The 15,316-nt window shown below is 69.8% G+C and carries 13 protein-coding genes and 2 pseudogenes; 12 read left to right on the top strand and 3 right to left on the bottom strand.

Translation table 11 applies throughout. The features are described 5' to 3' along the window. Positions 1-44 precede the first annotated feature (44 nt). The 4 genes from dapA to ABD691_RS10970 are packed head-to-tail and all read left to right on the top strand — an operon-like array spanning position 45 to position 3,843. The gene (gene dapA, locus ABD691_RS10985) at positions 45-962 is read left to right on the top strand and encodes a 4-hydroxy-tetrahydrodipicolinate synthase (RefSeq protein WP_344679466.1); all 918 of its coding nucleotides are present in this window, start codon (positions 45-47) and stop codon (positions 960-962) included. Further along, on the top strand, positions 959-2,470 hold the full coding sequence (locus ABD691_RS10980) for an aminobutyraldehyde dehydrogenase (RefSeq protein ID WP_344679465.1): 1,512 nt from the start codon (positions 959-961) through the stop codon (positions 2,468-2,470). The genes dapA and ABD691_RS10980 overlap by 4 nt, the downstream gene beginning before the upstream one ends. 36 nt (positions 2,471-2,506) lie before the next feature. Next, entirely contained in the window at positions 2,507-3,529 is a 1,023-nt protein-coding gene (locus ABD691_RS10975) for a hypothetical protein (protein ID WP_344679464.1), read from the top strand. A 14-nt stretch (positions 3,530-3,543) separates the two neighbouring features. Then, positions 3,544-3,843 (top strand): VOC family protein, encoded by a 300-nt coding sequence (locus ABD691_RS10970; RefSeq protein ID WP_344679463.1) that lies wholly within the window; start codon positions 3,544-3,546, stop codon positions 3,841-3,843. 135 nt (positions 3,844-3,978) lie between these two features. Here the strand turns inward: ABD691_RS10970 and ABD691_RS10965 are convergent. Continuing rightward, positions 3,979-4,463 (bottom strand): annotated as a pseudogene (locus ABD691_RS10965) (SDR family oxidoreductase); the annotation flags it as partial. Between ABD691_RS10965 and ABD691_RS10960 the strand changes: the two are divergent. Then, a pseudogene (locus tag ABD691_RS10960) lies at positions 4,432-4,611 on the top strand (hypothetical protein); the annotation flags it as partial. The pseudogenes ABD691_RS10965 and ABD691_RS10960 sit on opposite strands and share 32 nt — an antisense overlap. Before the next feature lie 185 nt (positions 4,612-4,796). Here the strand turns inward: ABD691_RS10960 and ABD691_RS10955 are convergent. Beyond that, positions 4,797-5,624: an oxygenase MpaB family protein gene (locus tag ABD691_RS10955; protein WP_344679462.1), complete on the bottom strand. Its 828-nt coding sequence runs from the start codon at positions 5,622-5,624 to the stop codon at positions 4,797-4,799. Between the two features lie 96 nt (positions 5,625-5,720). Between ABD691_RS10955 and ABD691_RS10950 the strand changes: the two genes are divergently transcribed. The 5 genes from ABD691_RS10950 to rox all read left to right on the top strand — a co-directional run bounded on the left by ABD691_RS10950 (position 5,721) and on the right by rox (position 11,302). Then, a complete protein-coding gene (locus ABD691_RS10950; protein WP_344679461.1) occupies positions 5,721-6,326 on the top strand; it encodes a TetR/AcrR family transcriptional regulator in 606 nt (201 codons plus the stop codon). 172 nt (positions 6,327-6,498) lie between these two features. Further along, positions 6,499-7,467: an esterase/lipase family protein gene (locus tag ABD691_RS10945; protein ID WP_344679460.1), complete on the top strand. Its 969-nt coding sequence runs from the start codon at positions 6,499-6,501 to the stop codon at positions 7,465-7,467. 657 nt (positions 7,468-8,124) lie between these two features. Beyond that, positions 8,125-8,757, top strand: a complete 633-nt coding sequence (locus ABD691_RS10940) for a maleylpyruvate isomerase N-terminal domain-containing protein (protein WP_344679459.1) — start codon at positions 8,125-8,127, stop codon at positions 8,755-8,757. A gap of 569 nt (positions 8,758-9,326) precedes the next feature. Next, positions 9,327-9,518: a DUF1918 domain-containing protein gene (locus ABD691_RS10935; protein ID WP_344679458.1), complete on the top strand. Its 192-nt coding sequence runs from the start codon at positions 9,327-9,329 to the stop codon at positions 9,516-9,518. Between the two features lie 356 nt (positions 9,519-9,874). Next, positions 9,875-11,302 carry a rifampin monooxygenase gene (gene rox / locus ABD691_RS10930; protein WP_344679457.1) on the top strand — a complete coding sequence of 476 codons (1,428 nt, stop codon included), beginning with the start codon at positions 9,875-9,877 and terminating at the stop codon, positions 11,300-11,302. 96 nt (positions 11,303-11,398) lie between these two features. Here the strand turns inward: rox and ABD691_RS10925 are convergent, their stop codons facing one another. Further along, positions 11,399-12,190 (bottom strand): S1 family peptidase, encoded by a 792-nt coding sequence (locus tag ABD691_RS10925; RefSeq protein ID WP_344679456.1) that lies wholly within the window; start codon positions 12,188-12,190, stop codon positions 11,399-11,401. A gap of 428 nt (positions 12,191-12,618) precedes the next feature. Here ABD691_RS10925 and ABD691_RS10920 point away from each other — a divergent pair, with 428 nt between their 5' ends. Next, the gene (locus tag ABD691_RS10920; RefSeq protein WP_344679455.1) at positions 12,619-13,200 is read left to right on the top strand and encodes an MOSC domain-containing protein; all 582 of its coding nucleotides are present in this window, start codon (positions 12,619-12,621) and stop codon (positions 13,198-13,200) included. Between the two features lie 567 nt (positions 13,201-13,767). Next, the gene (locus tag ABD691_RS10910) at positions 13,768-15,159 is read left to right on the top strand and encodes a uracil-xanthine permease family protein (RefSeq protein WP_344679454.1); all 1,392 of its coding nucleotides are present in this window, start codon (positions 13,768-13,770) and stop codon (positions 15,157-15,159) included. The last annotated feature ends 157 nt before the right edge of the window (positions 15,160-15,316 follow it).

Raw genomic sequence — 15,316 nt, 5'->3', positions numbered from 1 at the left:
TCCACTGTGGATATGACTGCTACCCGGACAAGGAGATTCCTGCTATGTCGGCAGAACTGAGCGGTGTCCTGACCGCTCTCGCCACCCCGTTCACCGCGGACGGGCAGATCGACTTCGGCAACCTGCGCCGCCTGGTCGACCGCAGCATCGACGGCGGGGTCGACGGCGTGGTCGCCTGCGGCTCCACCGGTGAGTTCGCCGCGATGACCGCCGCGGAGCGGCGCCTGGTCGTGGAAGCCGTGATCGACCAGGCGGCCGGGCGGGTGCCGGTCATCGCGCAGACCGGTGCGGTGAGCACGGCCGAAGCCGTCGAACTGTCCCAGCACGCGCAGGACGCCGGTGCCTCGGTCCTGATGCTGGTCACCCCGTACTACGAGCCGCTCACCCTCGACGAGACCCTGCGCTACCTGCGCACGGTCGCGGGCGCGGTGGACGTCCAGATCATGCTCTACAACCTGCCCGGCGCGACCGGTGTCAACCTCTCGCCCGAGATCGTCGGGCAGCTCGCCCGGGAGATCCCGAACGTCCGCTACATCAAGGACACCAGCGCCGACATGTCGCAGGTCGGCAAGCTGATCCACCACCACGGCGACGTCATCTCCACCTTCGTCGGCTGGGACAGCCTGCTGCTGGCCTCGTTCACCGAGGGCGCTGCCGGTGTCATGGCCGGCACCGCGAACGTGATGCCCGCCGAGCTCGTCTCGATCCACCGGGCGTTGCGCGCCGGTGAGCTGGAACGCGCGCGCACCGAGTGGTCCCGGATCTACCCGCTCATGGACGCGATGATGTCCGCCCCGTTCATCCCGGCCGTCAAGACCGCCCTGAACGCGGTCGGCTTTCCCGCCGGCGGCCCCCGTCCACCGCTGCTGGACCTCGATTCCGCGACGGCGGAAGCGATTTCTTCCCTCGCCACTGAGCTGAAGCCGCAGCTCCTGCACCACGACGGAGGTAGCGCTCGATGACCACTTCGGCAGAACTCGGAACGGCCGCGGTTCGCCGCGCACCGGATGCGTCACCGCTCGTCACGTCGGCCGATCTCCCGCCGGCCCGGAACTTCGTCGGCGGAGAATTCGTCGACGCCCGATTCGACAGCGTCACCGGCGTGATCGATCCGTGTTCGGAGAAAGTCCTCGCCCAGATTCCGGAAAGTACCGCAGAGGACGTGGACCGAGCAGTCGCCGCCGCGGTGGCGGCGAAGGACCAGTGGGCACGCGTTGCCCCCAAGGACCGCTCGGAACTGTTGCACGCGATCGCGGATCGAGTGGCGGAGAACGCCGAACTGCTCGTCCGGTTGGAGTCGGCGAACACCGGAAAGCCGCTCCCGGTCGCGCAGGACGACATCGCGGGAACCATCGACACGTTCCGGTTCATGGCGGGTGCGCTGCGCGCGACCACCTCCATGGCCGCTGGTGACTACGTCGAGAACCATCTGTCGGTCATCCGGCGCGAACCGGTCGGCGTGGTCGGTGTGGTGACGCCGTGGAACTACCCGCTGATGATGGCCGCCTGGAAGATCGCGCCGATCCTCGCCGCGGGCAACACGCTGGTCATCAAGCCGTCCGAGCAGACGCCGCTGACCACGCTGAAGTTCGCCGAACTCGTCGCCGACCTGCTGCCGCCCGGTGTGCTGAACGTGGTGACCGGGCTGGGGCCGGTCGTCGGCGCGCGGCTCTCGGAACACCCGGACATCGACATGGTCGCGCTGACCGGCTCGGTCAGCAGCGGCCGGGCGGTGGCCCGATCCGCCGCCGACACCCTCAAGCGCGTGCACCTGGAACTCGGCGGCAAGGCACCGGTGGTGATCTTCCCGGACGCCGATCTCGAAGCCGCCGCATCGACGTTGCGCGTTGCCGGTTACTGGAATTCCGGTCAGGAGTGCGGGGCCGCGTGCCGCGTGCTCGTGCACGAGTCGGTGGCTGAGAAGTTCGTCGAGCGCTTGACCGCCGAAGTCGGTGCCCTGGTGGTGGGAGAGCCGGGTGCGGGTGAAGACGTCGAGGTCGGACCGCTGGTCTCGAAGGCACATTTCGACCGCGTGACGGGGTATTTGGAGCGCGCCGAGGACGAAGGAGCCCGCGTGGCCGTGGGCGGCGGTGTGCTCGCGGGGCCTGGCTATTTCGTGGCGCCAACGGTTCTGGTCGATGTTGCTGAGGGAGCCGAGATCCTCCGGGAGGAGGTCTTCGGCCCCGTCGTCACGGTCGAAACCTTCAGCGACGAGGACGAAGCGGTGCGCCGGGCGAACGCTGGCCCCTACGGTCTGTCGGCGTCGGTGTGGACCGAGGACGCGCGCCGCTCCCACGACGTTTCGGCGCGCTTGGACGCCGGAACCGTGTGGGTCAACTCGCACCTGGTGCTTGCCAACGACGTGCCCTGGGGCGGCTTCAAGGGGTCCGGCTATGGCAGGGATCTGTCGATCTACGCGTTGGACGACTACTCCCGCACCAAGCACGTCATGCACAACCACGGGCGCTGAGCGTGGCCGGAACAGTCCACCTGCTTTGATGGACGCATGTTCCGATCAAGCTCCGCTCGGGCGGCCGCGTTGTCCGGCCTGGTGCTGGCCGCGCTCGCGCTGACCGGCTGCGCCGGGTCGGCCGAGCCGCCGGAGCTACCGCCCGCCGGGGTGTACGAACACGCCCCGGTGGGCGAGAACTCCCGGGCCGAGCCGATTCCGCCCGGAGGCACGGCCGCCTCGGTCACCGCGCCGCTGACCGGCGCAGGCTGGTTCTGCGCGCAGGTCCGGGCCAACGCCGACGGTCGAGCCCTGTGGTGCCGGATCGGCCGCAGGGACACGACCGGCCAGGTCGCGCCGCAGACGGCGCAGTTCCTGCTCGACCGCGAGGACCGCCTGGCCTGGGCGTGGTTCCAGCACACTCCGGCGAGCGAGGACCTGGCCGCCGCCGCGGCGCCGGCGTTGGCCGCGATCTGGCCCGAGGCCGGTGCCGAAGTGCGCGCGGAGATCGACGAGTTCGACCGTGACCGGAGGGAGCGAACCGGCACCGAGGTCCCGCGAACGGCGTGGCGGGACGGGAACGCCGACTACCTCCTTTCCGCGGTCGACGGGCTGGTCGTCACCGCGCGGGACGCCTCGGTGCGGCGCTGGCCCTTCGGCGCCGAGCACTACGCGACCACGATGAGCTCGGCCGTCGACGATCTCCTGGCCGGTGGGTACGACTGCTTCTACCCTCCGCAGCAGTCGTGCAACCGCGTGCAGTCGAACGGGGACTTCCGGGTCTCGCTGCGCGGGGACCAGATCGTCTCGGCCGAGTTCGGCATCGGCAGCAGGATCGAGTCGGGCGCGCAACAGCGTCCGCTCAGCGAGAACTTCCCGAACGGGCTCACGTTCCTGACCGACGAGGTGCGCGGTCCGGTCACCGAGCGCCTTGAGGAGTGCCGTACCTCCGGTACCGGATTCGCCGGGATCGTGGCCGGAACGGTCGTGATCATCGACGCGGACCGGGGCCCGGCCACCGGCGCCGACCACGCGTCGCACTTCGACGTCCAGATCGGCGCACCGCTGACCGGGACCTAGTGAGCGGAGAAGAGATGCCCACGACCGCCGTCCTGCTCGTCGTGTACACCGACCGCCTTGAGCAGTGCCGCGAGTTCTACGCCGGCCTGGGCCTGGAATTCGTGGCCGAGCAGCACGGCTCCGGCCCGGAGCACTACGCGGCCACGCTGCCGGGCGGCCTGGTGATCGAGCTGTACCCGACGAGCACCAGACGCCCGGTTTCCAGCAACCGCCTCGGGTTCAGCGTTTCCCTGGCCGCGGCTGACCTCGCTCCGGGCCGCCACGTGCTCACCGACCCGGACGGCCGCGCCGTCGAAGTCCAGGTCGGTGCCTGACCCCGCGCTACTGGGCGGTCCACCCGCAATCGACCGCGACGAGCACGCCGGTCACGAAGCTGGCGACGGCATCCTGCGCGTCAACGCGCGCGGCGGGTTCGTGCAGGCGCGCTCCGACAGGTTCCTCCTGCGTGGTCAGCGTTGGTGGGCCGGGTGGACGACGATCTCGTTGACGTCGACGTCGGATGGCTGGTCGAGGGCGTAGGCGACGGCTTCGGCGATGGACTCGGGGGTGATCGCGTGCCTGCGGTAGCTGCGCATCGCCTCCGCCGCCGCGCGGTCGGTGATGGAGTCCGCGAGCTCGGAGATGACGACTCCGGGGAGACGGTGGTGACCCGGATCGCGAGGTCGGCCTCCTGCCGCAGGCCCTCGGTGATGGCCCAGGCCGCGTACTTGGTGCCGGAGTACACGGCGCTGGTCGGCACGACCTGGTGCGCGCCGACGCTGGCGATCGTGATGAAGTGCCCCGAGCCCTGCGCGGTGAAGTGGGGCAGTGGGGCGGCGATCCCGTGCAGGAGCCCGCGCACGTTCACGTCGTTCACCCGGTCCCACTCGTCGGCCAGCAGGGCGTCCAGGCGGGACAGCGGCATGACCCCGGCGTTGCTGATCAGGACGTCCACGCAGGTCCGTCCAGGCGAGGTGAACCTCCTGGCCGGGCTCAGCCCGCGCACCCGGATCGCCGCCGTGCACGACCGCGTCGACCCGAGCCTGCTGGAGCTCATGGCGTCCTGGCCGGACAACCCGGCCGTCGTCTACAACCGCGCCTTCGACGTGCTGGCGTCCAACACGATCGCGGACGTGCACTTCCACGACGGCCGCGGCGCGTCTCCCGACGACCCGCACGGGCGGCAGTGCTCGCCGAACTGCTCGACCAGAGCCCCGAGTCCGCGAAACTCCGGACCAGCCACGACGCCCGGGGGAAGTCCTTGGAGCGCAAGCGGACCTGGCCGTGATCAGACCAGCGGCCTGCCCGTCCTGATTCGCCTGCGCAGATCCCAGAGCAGCAGGCCGAAGGGGAACTGCCGCAGCGGCCGGGGGAGCCGCAGCGCGATCGCGCCGATCGCGGTGGTGATGCGGTCGAACCTGCGCTGGTCCCGAGCGGTCCAGGTCAGGTGCATCTGCTCGCGGAACGTCTCGGGCAGGAAGCCGGTCGTGATGAACTCGTTGAACCGTCCGAACAGGACGCTGAGCGCGGTGGGCAGGAACCGCAGCGCGGCGATGTCGAGGAGGAGTTCCCGGACCGGTTCGTCTATGGAGATCTGTTCCAGCCCCTCGGCCCAGTACTCGGCGAAGTCCTCCCTGCTGGCGGGCCACATCTCGGGCGGAACCTGCAGGGTCGTTCCGAGCGGTGCCGCGGCGGAGTAGAGCGATTCCCGCTGCTGCTCGGGGATCGGTTTCCCGCTCAACGCTTCGTAGGAGTCTTCGAATCCCTTGTACATGCAGGCGGCGACCCACATCTGCAACTCGCGGTCGAACGCGTTGTAGCGCACGGGGCTGGACTCGTCCGAGCGCACGTGCGCGTGGACGCGGTTGACGGCCTGGCGGAACTTCCGCTTCTCGTCGTCGGTGCCCAAGGTGGCGACCGCGAGGTAGGTGAAGGTGGTGCGAGTGCGTTTCCAGGGGCGGTGGAACAGGTTCCCGCTGTCGACCTTGCTCTCCAGCACTCCGTAACCGACGCCCGGGCGGCCGAGCTGCATGATCACGTTCGCTGATCCGGCGATCAGGCCGGCGCCGACGATCATTTCGTCGAGCGGCCGGGTGGTCGGCGCGGGCTTGGTCATCGCGTCCTCCCTGCCTCCGGAAGTGATCTGAACACAGACGTTATCAGATTTCGCCGGGTGGGCGAGGTACGACGAACCGGTGACATGCTGGAGGGCATGAGCGCGCGCGTGTACGCAGGTGTCGCCGGGGAGGAACGCCAGACCGCCCGGCGCGCGAGGCTGGTCGAGGCGGGGCTGGAGCTGCTGGGCGCGGACGGCGACCCGCGGCTGACCGTGCGCGGGGTCTGCGCCGAGGCCGGGCTCGTCCCCCGGTACTTCTACGAGAGCTTCGCCGACCGGGACGCGCTCGCCGTCGCCGTGTTCGACCGGGTCGTCTCCGAGATCGCCGACGCTGCCCTCACCGCGGTCGAGACAGCCGACCACCCGCCCGACAAAGTGCGCGCGGGACTGAACGCCATCGTGCGCAGCATCTCCGAGGACCCCCGGCGCGGACGGTTGCTGTTCTCCCCGGCGTTGAACAGCACGGTGCTCGCCGGCCGCCGGGTCGACTCCACGCGCATGTTCGTGCGGTTGCTGCGCGCCCAGGTGCGTGCGGTGTTCGGGGCGGAGGAAGGCGCTGACCTCACGGCGGACTTCCTGGTCGGCGGCCTCGCGCAGACCCTCTCGTCGTGGCTCGGCGGCACGCTCGACGTCAGCGAGGAGGAAATCGTGGACAAGTGCACCGGCCTGTTCATCGCCGTGGCGAAAGCGGTCACTGAATAGCTCGATGCCACTTGCGTGACAAGTGCGGTGCCGGAAGTTCTTCCTCAGGTGACAAGAACCGAGGTCGTCCGGCTTCGAGCCTTTGGACCGCCGTCGGCCGTGGATAGGGTTTGCCACCTGATCAACGCGCCCGGGCATTCCTCCGGGCCGGCGACCTTGTCCTGGAGGATCAATGACGATCAGCCGACGGCGTCGGATGCTGGCGCTGTGCTCCCTGACCGCCGCCGGGATGATGAGTGCGACATCGGTGCACGCGGCGGAATCGGATCGGCAGGGACCGCAGCTCAACAGCTTCCCGCTCGCGATCGGGTTCTCGATGTTGAGCCCCGACGTCGACGCCCCTGGAACCAACGACTGGTCCTGCAAACCGACCGAGAAGCACCCGCGCCCGGTGGTGCTGATGCACGGCACCTGGGAGAACCGGTACAACAACTTCGCCGAGCTCGCGCCTTCGCTGAAGAACGACGGCTACTGCGTTTTCGGCCTGGACTACGGCGACACCCCGGACAGCGGCGCGAGCATGCACCCGGCGGTGAAGGGCACCGGCGACATCCGCCGCTCGGCCGCCGAACTCGGCGAGTTCGTGGACGAGGTGCTGGCGGCCACCGGAGCGTCCCAAGTGGACATCGTCGGTCACTCGCAGGGTGGTGTGGTCCCGCGCCAGTACCTCAAGGAAGAAGGAGGTGCGAACCCGGACGACCCGTCGGAGAACAAGGTCCGCAACCTCGTCACGTTCGGCGCGACGCACCACGGCACCACGCTCAGCGGTATCGCCACGCTGGCCGAGCACATGCACGTGCTGGGTTTCGGAAGGCTGATGCTCGGGCAGGCGGCGACCCAGCAGGTGCGGGGGTCGGAGTTCATGACCGAGCTCAACGCCGACGGCGACACCGTGCCCGGCGTCGACTACCACGTGATCGCCACCCGCTACGACGAGGTGACCACGCCCTACGAGTCGACCTTCCTGAAGGCCGGACCGGGCGCGGAGGTCCGCAACATCACGTTGCAGGACGGCTGCCTGCTCGACGCGTCCGACCACCTGTCCATGACGTATTCCGACCGCGCGATCGGTTACGTCAAGCAGAGCCTGGACCCGACGGCCCCCGAGCCCCCGTGCGCCCCGAACGCGCCGGTGTTCTGAGGGGGACGAAAGCGGTGGCCGGGCGGCTGGAGCGCCCGGCCACCGCTTTCCCTTTTCAGGGCTGGGAGATCACTGCTCCTTAGGTGCCTGGATCAGGCGTGGCCCCGGATCCGAGCGCACCGGGTCGTCTGACCATCGACCAGAGGCGGGTGGCGTGGTGTGCGAAAAACCCGTTGCCCGGACCGCGCGGGACGTCCTAGCCTCGGCGGTACACAGGAAAGGAGGTGGTCCAACGTTGAATACCAACAGGACTTGTGAGGTGGCTGTCCGCTAGGACCGCCCAAGGCACTCCAGCCGACCCGACGTGTGTGATCCTGCGGGATTCACCGCGGGTGAGCGGTCGGCGAATACAAGGCAGCTACCCGACCCCGGGGCCCCGAACTGCGTCCGGTTCGGCCTGCGCGGACACCGCCAGGAAACGGCCCCGGGGTTGCCTTTTTCCGGTTCCGGCCCGGGGCTGCTCTGCGCCGGTGGCCGGCACGAGCACGTCCAAAGCCGCGCCGGTCGTGCCGAAGGTGATGTGCGGCCACAGCCCACGCCGGCCGGCGAAGTGCACGATCTCCGGCGTCAGGCTCCGGGAGTGGCCGTGCCCACATGCCGGATCGGGTCCGCCCATGCTGTGATCGACAGCGAACACGGCGTTTGAAAGGCGGAGGAATGACCGCGATCAGAGATGCTTACCTGGAGGCAGCGCAGTCGGCGGTGGCGCTGCTCCGCGATCCCGCGGTGGCCGCGGCGTGGGACCGGCCCAGCGCGTTGGCGGAGTTCAGCGTCCACGGGCTCGCCGGTCACCTCGGATCGCAGGTCCTCTACGTCTCGGGGCTGCTGGAGACCGAGGCCCCGGACGCGGCGCCGCTGTCGGTCCTGGAGTTCTACGCCAGGGCCGAGGCGTTCCACGGCGGCGTCGATGCGGAGATCAACGTCCGGATCCGGCAGGGCGGCGAGGCTGCCGCGGCCGATGGGGCGAACGCGCTGGCCGACGAGGTCCAGCAGGCGGTGGTCCGGCAGCGGGCGGCGCTGTCCGCCGAGCCGGACGACCGGGTCATCTCGTTCACGCAGAGGCCGTTGCTGCTCAACGACTTCCTGCTGACGCGCATGATGGAGGTCGTGGTGCACTCTGACGACCTGGCGCTGAGCGCCGGCATCGGGACACCGGTGTTCCCGCCGCAGGTCTTCGAGCCGGTGGCCGGCCTGCTGTCCCGGCTCGCCGTGGTCCGGCACGGGCAGACGGCCGTGCTGCGCGCGTTGAGCCGGAGCGAACGCGCTCCGGCGACGATCGCGGGTATCTGATCCGGGAACGACGGGCATCTGACCACGGATCAGAAGGTTCGGGGTTCGAATCCCTACGGGCGCGCGTCTGGTCGAGACAGCCGATATCCCCTCCTAGCAGGGGATATCGTGCTTTCTGGGTGTGTTCAGCGCATGTGGGGATGCCCCTCGTAGCCGTTCAGGCGGGTTGTGAGACCGAAGTGAGACCGACGAGTCTGCGGTGAGACCGAGGGACCAACGCGGCGGCGGCTTCGGCCGCCGCGAGTTCGAGTTCGCGCACATGCTCGACGCCGCGACCGGCGCCGCGGCGCTGCCCGTCGGGCACGATCACCGCGCCACTTCGCACGCACCCCACCGGTCCCGCGAATTTCGAAAGACATGCACCACCTCCGGGCCCCGCAGACAGTGCGTACTCAGTGATCAGTCGGCTACGGCCCCGGCAGGCAGGGCGTAGGACGGCAGGTAGGAGGTATTACCGCCCGTAGTTGATCTTTCGCCTATCGGAGCACGTGGATTCATGCCGATGGGACAAGCGGTCCAGGGCGTGTGTGCCGGATGCTGGCGGCAAGCGCAACGAAGGGACATGCGTCATGCGGGCATCCGTCGGGGACAGGATTTATGTGCAGGGCCGCGTCGTGGGAGGAGGCGAACGTCTGGGCGAGATTATTGAAGTGCGGGGGTATGACGGCGAACCGCCGTACTTGGTGCGATTCGAAGGCGGCCACGAAACCCTCATTTATCCAGGTCCGGACACGCGGGTGGAACCAAGGTCTGGCGACTAGGTGAGGGCGAGTTCGCGCTGCTCGGTCTCGCGGACGGAGGCAAGGTCGCGTTGCCTGGTGGCGCGATCGTTGCCGCGCACGGTGAGTCGACCAACGAGCAGCGCACCGCATGTCGTGATGGCGCCAGCGCCGAGTGTCAGCGCAGCTTGAAGCCACGGGTTCACAACAGCCTGCCTCGAAGCATGGGCCGGATGGTAACGGGTCAGTTCTGGGCGCCTGCGTCCACTTTGAGGAAACGAGCCACTCTGATCCCCGCCTGCTTCAACGTATAGCGCACCCCGGGTCTTGCGGCAAGACCCGGGGCGTGCCGCAGAATTTCCGCTCGAAGCCAGGACCTGCGGAAATGGGCGTGCTTGATGATTGACGTGATCGTGGTCGGCGGCGGGCCGACCGGCTTGGTGCTGGCCGCCGAGTTGCGGCTGCACGACGTGCGGGTGGTCGTGCTGGAGCGGCTGACCGAACCGACCCGGCAGTCCCGCGGCCAGGGCCTGCACGCGCGCAGCGTCGAGCTGGTCGACCAGCGCGGGCTGCTGGACCGGTTCCTGGCCAACGGCAGGAAGTTCCAGGTCGGCGGGTTCTTCGGCGGCATCCAGAAGCCGTGGCCGGAGCGGCTGGACACCGCGCACCAGTACAGCCTGGCGATCCCGCAGCCGGACACCGAGCGGCTGCTCGGCGAACACGCCGTGGAGCTCGGCACCGAGATCCGGCGCGGCTGCGAAGTGGTCGACCTGAGCCAGGACGAGGAGGGTGTCACCGTCGCACTGGCGGACGGCACGCACCTGCGCTCGCGCTACGTCGTCGGGTGCGACGGAGCGCGGAGCGTGGTGCGCAAGCGGCTTGGCGTCGATTTTCCCGGCGAGCCCGCCAAAACCGAGACGCTGCTGGGCGAGATGGCAGCGACCGAGGACGAGGAGACGATCGCCGCCGTGGTCGCCGAAGCACGCAAGACCCAGCTGCGGTTCGGCCTGCATCCGCTCGGGGACGGGATGTACCGCGTGATCGTGCCTGCCGACGAGGTGGCCGAGGACCGCGCGGTGCCGCCGACCCTCGACGATTTCCGGCGGCAGCTGCGGTCCGTCGCGGGCACCGACTTCGGGGTGCATTCGCCGCGCTGGCTCTCCCGGTTCGGCGACGCCACCCGGCAGGTCGAGCGCTACCGCGTCGGCCGGGTGCTGTTGGCCGGGGACGCCGCGCACGTCCACCCGCCGACCGGCGGGCAGGGGCTCAACCTCGGTGTGCAGGACGCGTTCAACCTCGGCTGGAAGCTGGCCGCCGCGGTCGCGGGCTGGGCGCCGGAGGAGCTGCTCGACAGCTACCACGCCGAACGGCACCCGGTCGCCGCCCGCGTGCTGGCCAACACCCGGGCGCAGATGACGCTGCTGGGGACCGACCCCGGGGCGACCGCGCTGCGCGAGCTGCTCTCGGAGCTGATGGACTTCGAGGAGGTGAACCGGTACTTGACCGGGATGATCACCGCCGTCGACGTCCGCTACGACTTCGGCGAGGGACACGAACTGCTCGGCGCGCGGCTGCGGGACGTCCAGCTGAAGCGGGGGCGGCTCTACGAGCTGATGCACGGCGGTCGCGGGCTGCTGCTCGACCAGACCGGTCAGCTGTCGGTCGAGGGATGGGCGGACCGGGTGGATCACGTCGTCGACGTCAGCGAGGAGCTGGATGCGGCCGCCGTGCTTCTGCGGCCGGACGGGCACGTGGCTTGGGTTGGTGCCGATCAGCCGGGGCTGGCCGGGGAGTTGGGGCGGTGGTTCGGGTCGGCGCGGCCCTGATCGGCATCAGTCCGGAGTGGACGACCGCAGGTGCCGTCCCCGCGGGATCGGGGGCGGCACCTGGCCGGCGTCCACACGCGCCGGGAGTTCGGCGGGTCAGCGGACGGCGCCGCCGGTCGCCTGGGAGATCCACTGCCGGTGCGCGGTCACGTCGGTGTAGACGGTGGCGTCGCCGGTCCCACAGGTCGGGGAGTTGGCTCCGGCCCGGCTGGTGGCACCGGCCAGCTGCCCGTTGACCAGCAGCGGGCCGCCGGAGTCGCCGTAGCAGGCGGTTCCGGACGTCGCGTTGCCGAAAACGCACAGTTCGATGCTGGGGTCGTACCCGGTCCGGCACATGCTGTCGGGGTTGATCCTGGTGTCGAGCTCCTTGAGGTTGCGGGGTGCCGGGCCGCACTGCGGGTTCGGGCACTCCTGGCCCCAGCCGAGCAGCCGCACGCCGGTGCCGGGGGCGGGAGAGCTGCCCGCGATGGTCACGGGCTGGCTCCGGACAGCAGAGGCGAGCCGCATGACCGCGATGTCGTACGGACCTGCCTGGCCGTTGTAGCGCGGATGGCGGATGGACTGGGCGACCTGCACCAGCTCGCCGCCGGAGGTGTGGTCGTTGGAGCCGATGCGGGCCTGGAGCCCGCCGGTGACGCAGTGCGCGGCCGTGACCAGCCACCGCGGTGCGACCAGCGAAGCGCCGCAGCCGTGCCTGCCGTACTGCTGGAGCGAGGCCGTGAACGGGTACTGCTGGGTGGCCGGGCGCCCGCCGACGATCAGCGGCGCGACCTCACCGGACGGTGGCAGTGCGGGTTCGGCGTGCGCAGGTGCCGTCACGAGCGCCGCGGCACCCAGCACGGCGGGTACCAGCGCGGCCAATCGCCGCAGGGTCTTCTGGACGAACATGGGTTGTACGCCTCCTGATTCCCGGGCCCGCGAACGGACACCGCCGCGGGGATTCGGATTTCCGGTGCGGCCGGAGGGAAGGGCCCGGCGGCACCGGCAGTCCGGAGGTTCGCGGCCGGTGACGCGGGGGTCAACGGATCGCCGCGCCGGGAGAACTCCTTGGCACAAAACGGCACATTCACCGGCTCGGGCATCGTCCGGACGTCGTGACGATCTCGCGCGACAGCCCCCGGTGCGTACCATGGCGGTCGCAGGAAGCTCTACCCCTTGGAGCCCATAGCCCAGGAGCGGGGAACGTGACCGATCCGGACTCCGTCGAACAGGACGCCGCGGCAGCAAACGGGCGAGTGCTGGCAGTGTCCGTAGGGGCTGTGCGGCCGTTGGCCTGGCACGGGCGCACGGTGCTTTCCGGCATAAGGAAAACCCCCGTGCACGGACCGGTCGAGGTGGGCGAACTCGGCCTGGCCGGGGACGAGCAGGGCGACACCAAGCACCACGGCGGGCCGGACAAGGCCGTTCTGCTCTACCCGGGCGAGCACTACCCGGTCTGGGCCGGGGAGATCGGCGACCTGGCGACGCCGTCGTTCGGCGAGAACCTGACCACGCGCGGAGTCACGGAGGCCGACGTCGTGGTCGGATCGGTCTACGCCGTCGGCTCGGTGGTGCTCCAGGTGACGCAGCCGCGCAGGCCGTGCTTCAAGCAGGCCGCCTTCCACGGCATCGAGGACATGGCGGTCCGCGCCCAGCGCAGCGGCAGGACCGGCTTCTACTGCCGGGTGCTGCGGCCCGGCCACCTGCGAGCCGGTGACCGCCTCGAACTGCTGGACCGGCCGGAGCACGGGATCACCGCGGCCGAGCTGCACCGGGTCATGAACATCGACCGCCGGGACCTGCCCGCCGCCCGGCGGCTCCTCGAACACTCCGACGCCCTGCCCGACGCGTGGGTCGGCGTGCTGCGCAAGCGCCTCGACGGCGATCTCGACGACCAGGAGCAGCGCCTGCACGGCTAGGGCGTGTCTGGTTGTTCGGTGGTGAGCCAGATGTGGACCCGCGGTAGGCATCTCGGTCGAACGCCGGTGGCCTTTGGCCAGCCGGTTGCGGACACGGTCGGCGGGTTTCGGGATCGTGGTGGTGATCTGCCGACGCGTCACCTGATTGCCCCCGCGGTGAGCACGACCGAGAGCGGTCTGCCCCGTTCGTCGCAGGCCAAATGGGATCTTGGTGCTCAGCCCTCCTCTGGAGCGGCCCAACCGTTGCCGGGCGGCTGACTCGGTGGCCGAAGCCCCCCTTTCTCGGGCACCGGCGGCGTGCCGGTGCGCCCGGATCAGGCGATGATCCCTCCACTGCCGGCCCCTGCGCGGCTGGTGACCACTGTGGATGGTCGTCGGTGACATGAGCGGAGTTTTCCGGGGAATTCCGCGCAACGGAAGTTTCAACAAAATGTTGACGGAAGTCGGATCCCGGACGTAGCTTGCTCCTACTCGACAGCGCAAGAGTGCCTGTGCCGCCGTGCTCCTGACGAGCAGACCGGTCCACCCGGCGGGCCGCGGGTGGCCGTGTTCAAAGGGGAACTGCTCATGGCAACGTCTTCGCAGGGGAATCCGACCCCCGCGTCCTGCCATCCCGTCGACGAGAAACTGCCTGCCCGGCAGCTGGTCCCAGCTGCCCTCCAACACGTCGGGGCCATGTACGCGGGCGTCGTGGCACCGCCTCTCATCCTCGGTCCGGCCTGCGGGCTGGACGCGCAGAACCAGGTCGTGCTGATCTCGGTGAGCCTGCTGGTGGCGGGCCTGGCCACGCTGTTGCAGACGCTGGGGATCGCGCGGATCGCGGGGAACCGGTTGCCCTTCGTCAACGCCAGTTCCTCGGCCGGGCTCGCGTCCCTGCTGTCGGTCGCGCAGGCCGCCGAGGACGGTCACGAGATCCAGACGGTGCTCGGCGCGGTGCTCGTCGGCGGGCTGTTCTGCCTGGCGGTCGGGCCGTTCTTCGGGCGGCTGATGCGGTTCTTCCCGCACCTGGTGACCGGTGTGGTGATCACGCTGATCGGTGTCTCGCTGATCACCGTGCCCGTCGGGTGGGCGCAGGGCGGCAAGGGCTCGCCGGACTTCGGCTCCGCGTCCAACCTCGCGCTGGCGCTGTTCACGCTCGTCGTGATGGTCGTGATGCAGCGGGTGCTGCGCGGGTTCCTCAAGCAGATCACGCTGATCCTGGGGATGGTCGTCGGCACCCTGGCCGCCATCCCGTTCGGCATGGTCGACACCACGATGTTCCGGCAGGCGTCCTGGTTCGCGCTTCCGGCGCCGATGCAGTTCGGCCCGCCGGAGTTCCACCCGGCCGCGATCTTCGCGGTGTGCATCGTCATCCTGGTCGCGATGACCGAGAGCGCGGCCGGGATGCTGGCGATCGGCGAGATCTGCGACCGGGAGGTCGAGCAGAAGGCCGTCACCCGCGGGCTGCGGGTGGACGGCATCGCGACCGCCGCGGGCTCGCTGTTCGGCGGCCTGCCCACCAGCGCCTTCGCCCAGAACGTCGGCGTCGTGTCGCTGACCGGGGTGCGCAGCAGGTTCGTCGTCGCGGTCGCGGGCGGCGTGATGGCCCTGCTCGGGCTGTTCCCGGCGCTGGGCGGCATCGTCTCGCTGGTGCCGTACCCGGTGCTGGGCGGGGCCGGACTGATGCTGTTCGGCAGCATCGCCGCCAGCGGCATCCGCACGCTGTCGCGGGCGCACCTGGACCAGGGCCACAACATGTTCATCGTGTCGGTCTCGCTGGCCGCCGGGCTGATCCCGCTGGCCGCCCCGGACATCTACCAGCAGTTCCCGGAGTGGTTCCGGACCGTGTTCGACACCGGGATCGTCGTGGGCGCCATCGTGGCGGTGGTGCTCAACATCGTGTTCAACCACCCGCTGAGGACCCCGGCGGCGAAGCCGGTGGACCCGGCTCCCACGCCCGAGCCGGTCACCGGCGGCTAGCGGTTCGGCCCCGAGGACTTCGAGGCAATCCGGTCCTTTGTGGAGCGTCGCGAGGCGAGCTTCCAAGGGCGCTGAAGCTCGCGGGTTCTGCCCGCCAATCGAGCGACGACATGTCATCGCCTCCGACTGCCGACAGCGGTGACGCCTCCAGCGCACC

Origin of the sequence: Saccharopolyspora taberi, from assembly GCF_039534165.1 — a bacterium.
GTDB lineage: Bacteria > Actinomycetota > Actinomycetes > Mycobacteriales > Pseudonocardiaceae > Saccharopolyspora_D > Saccharopolyspora_D taberi.
The sequence above is the reverse complement of the archived record's forward strand: the minus strand, read 5'-3'. Positions and strand labels throughout refer to the sequence as shown.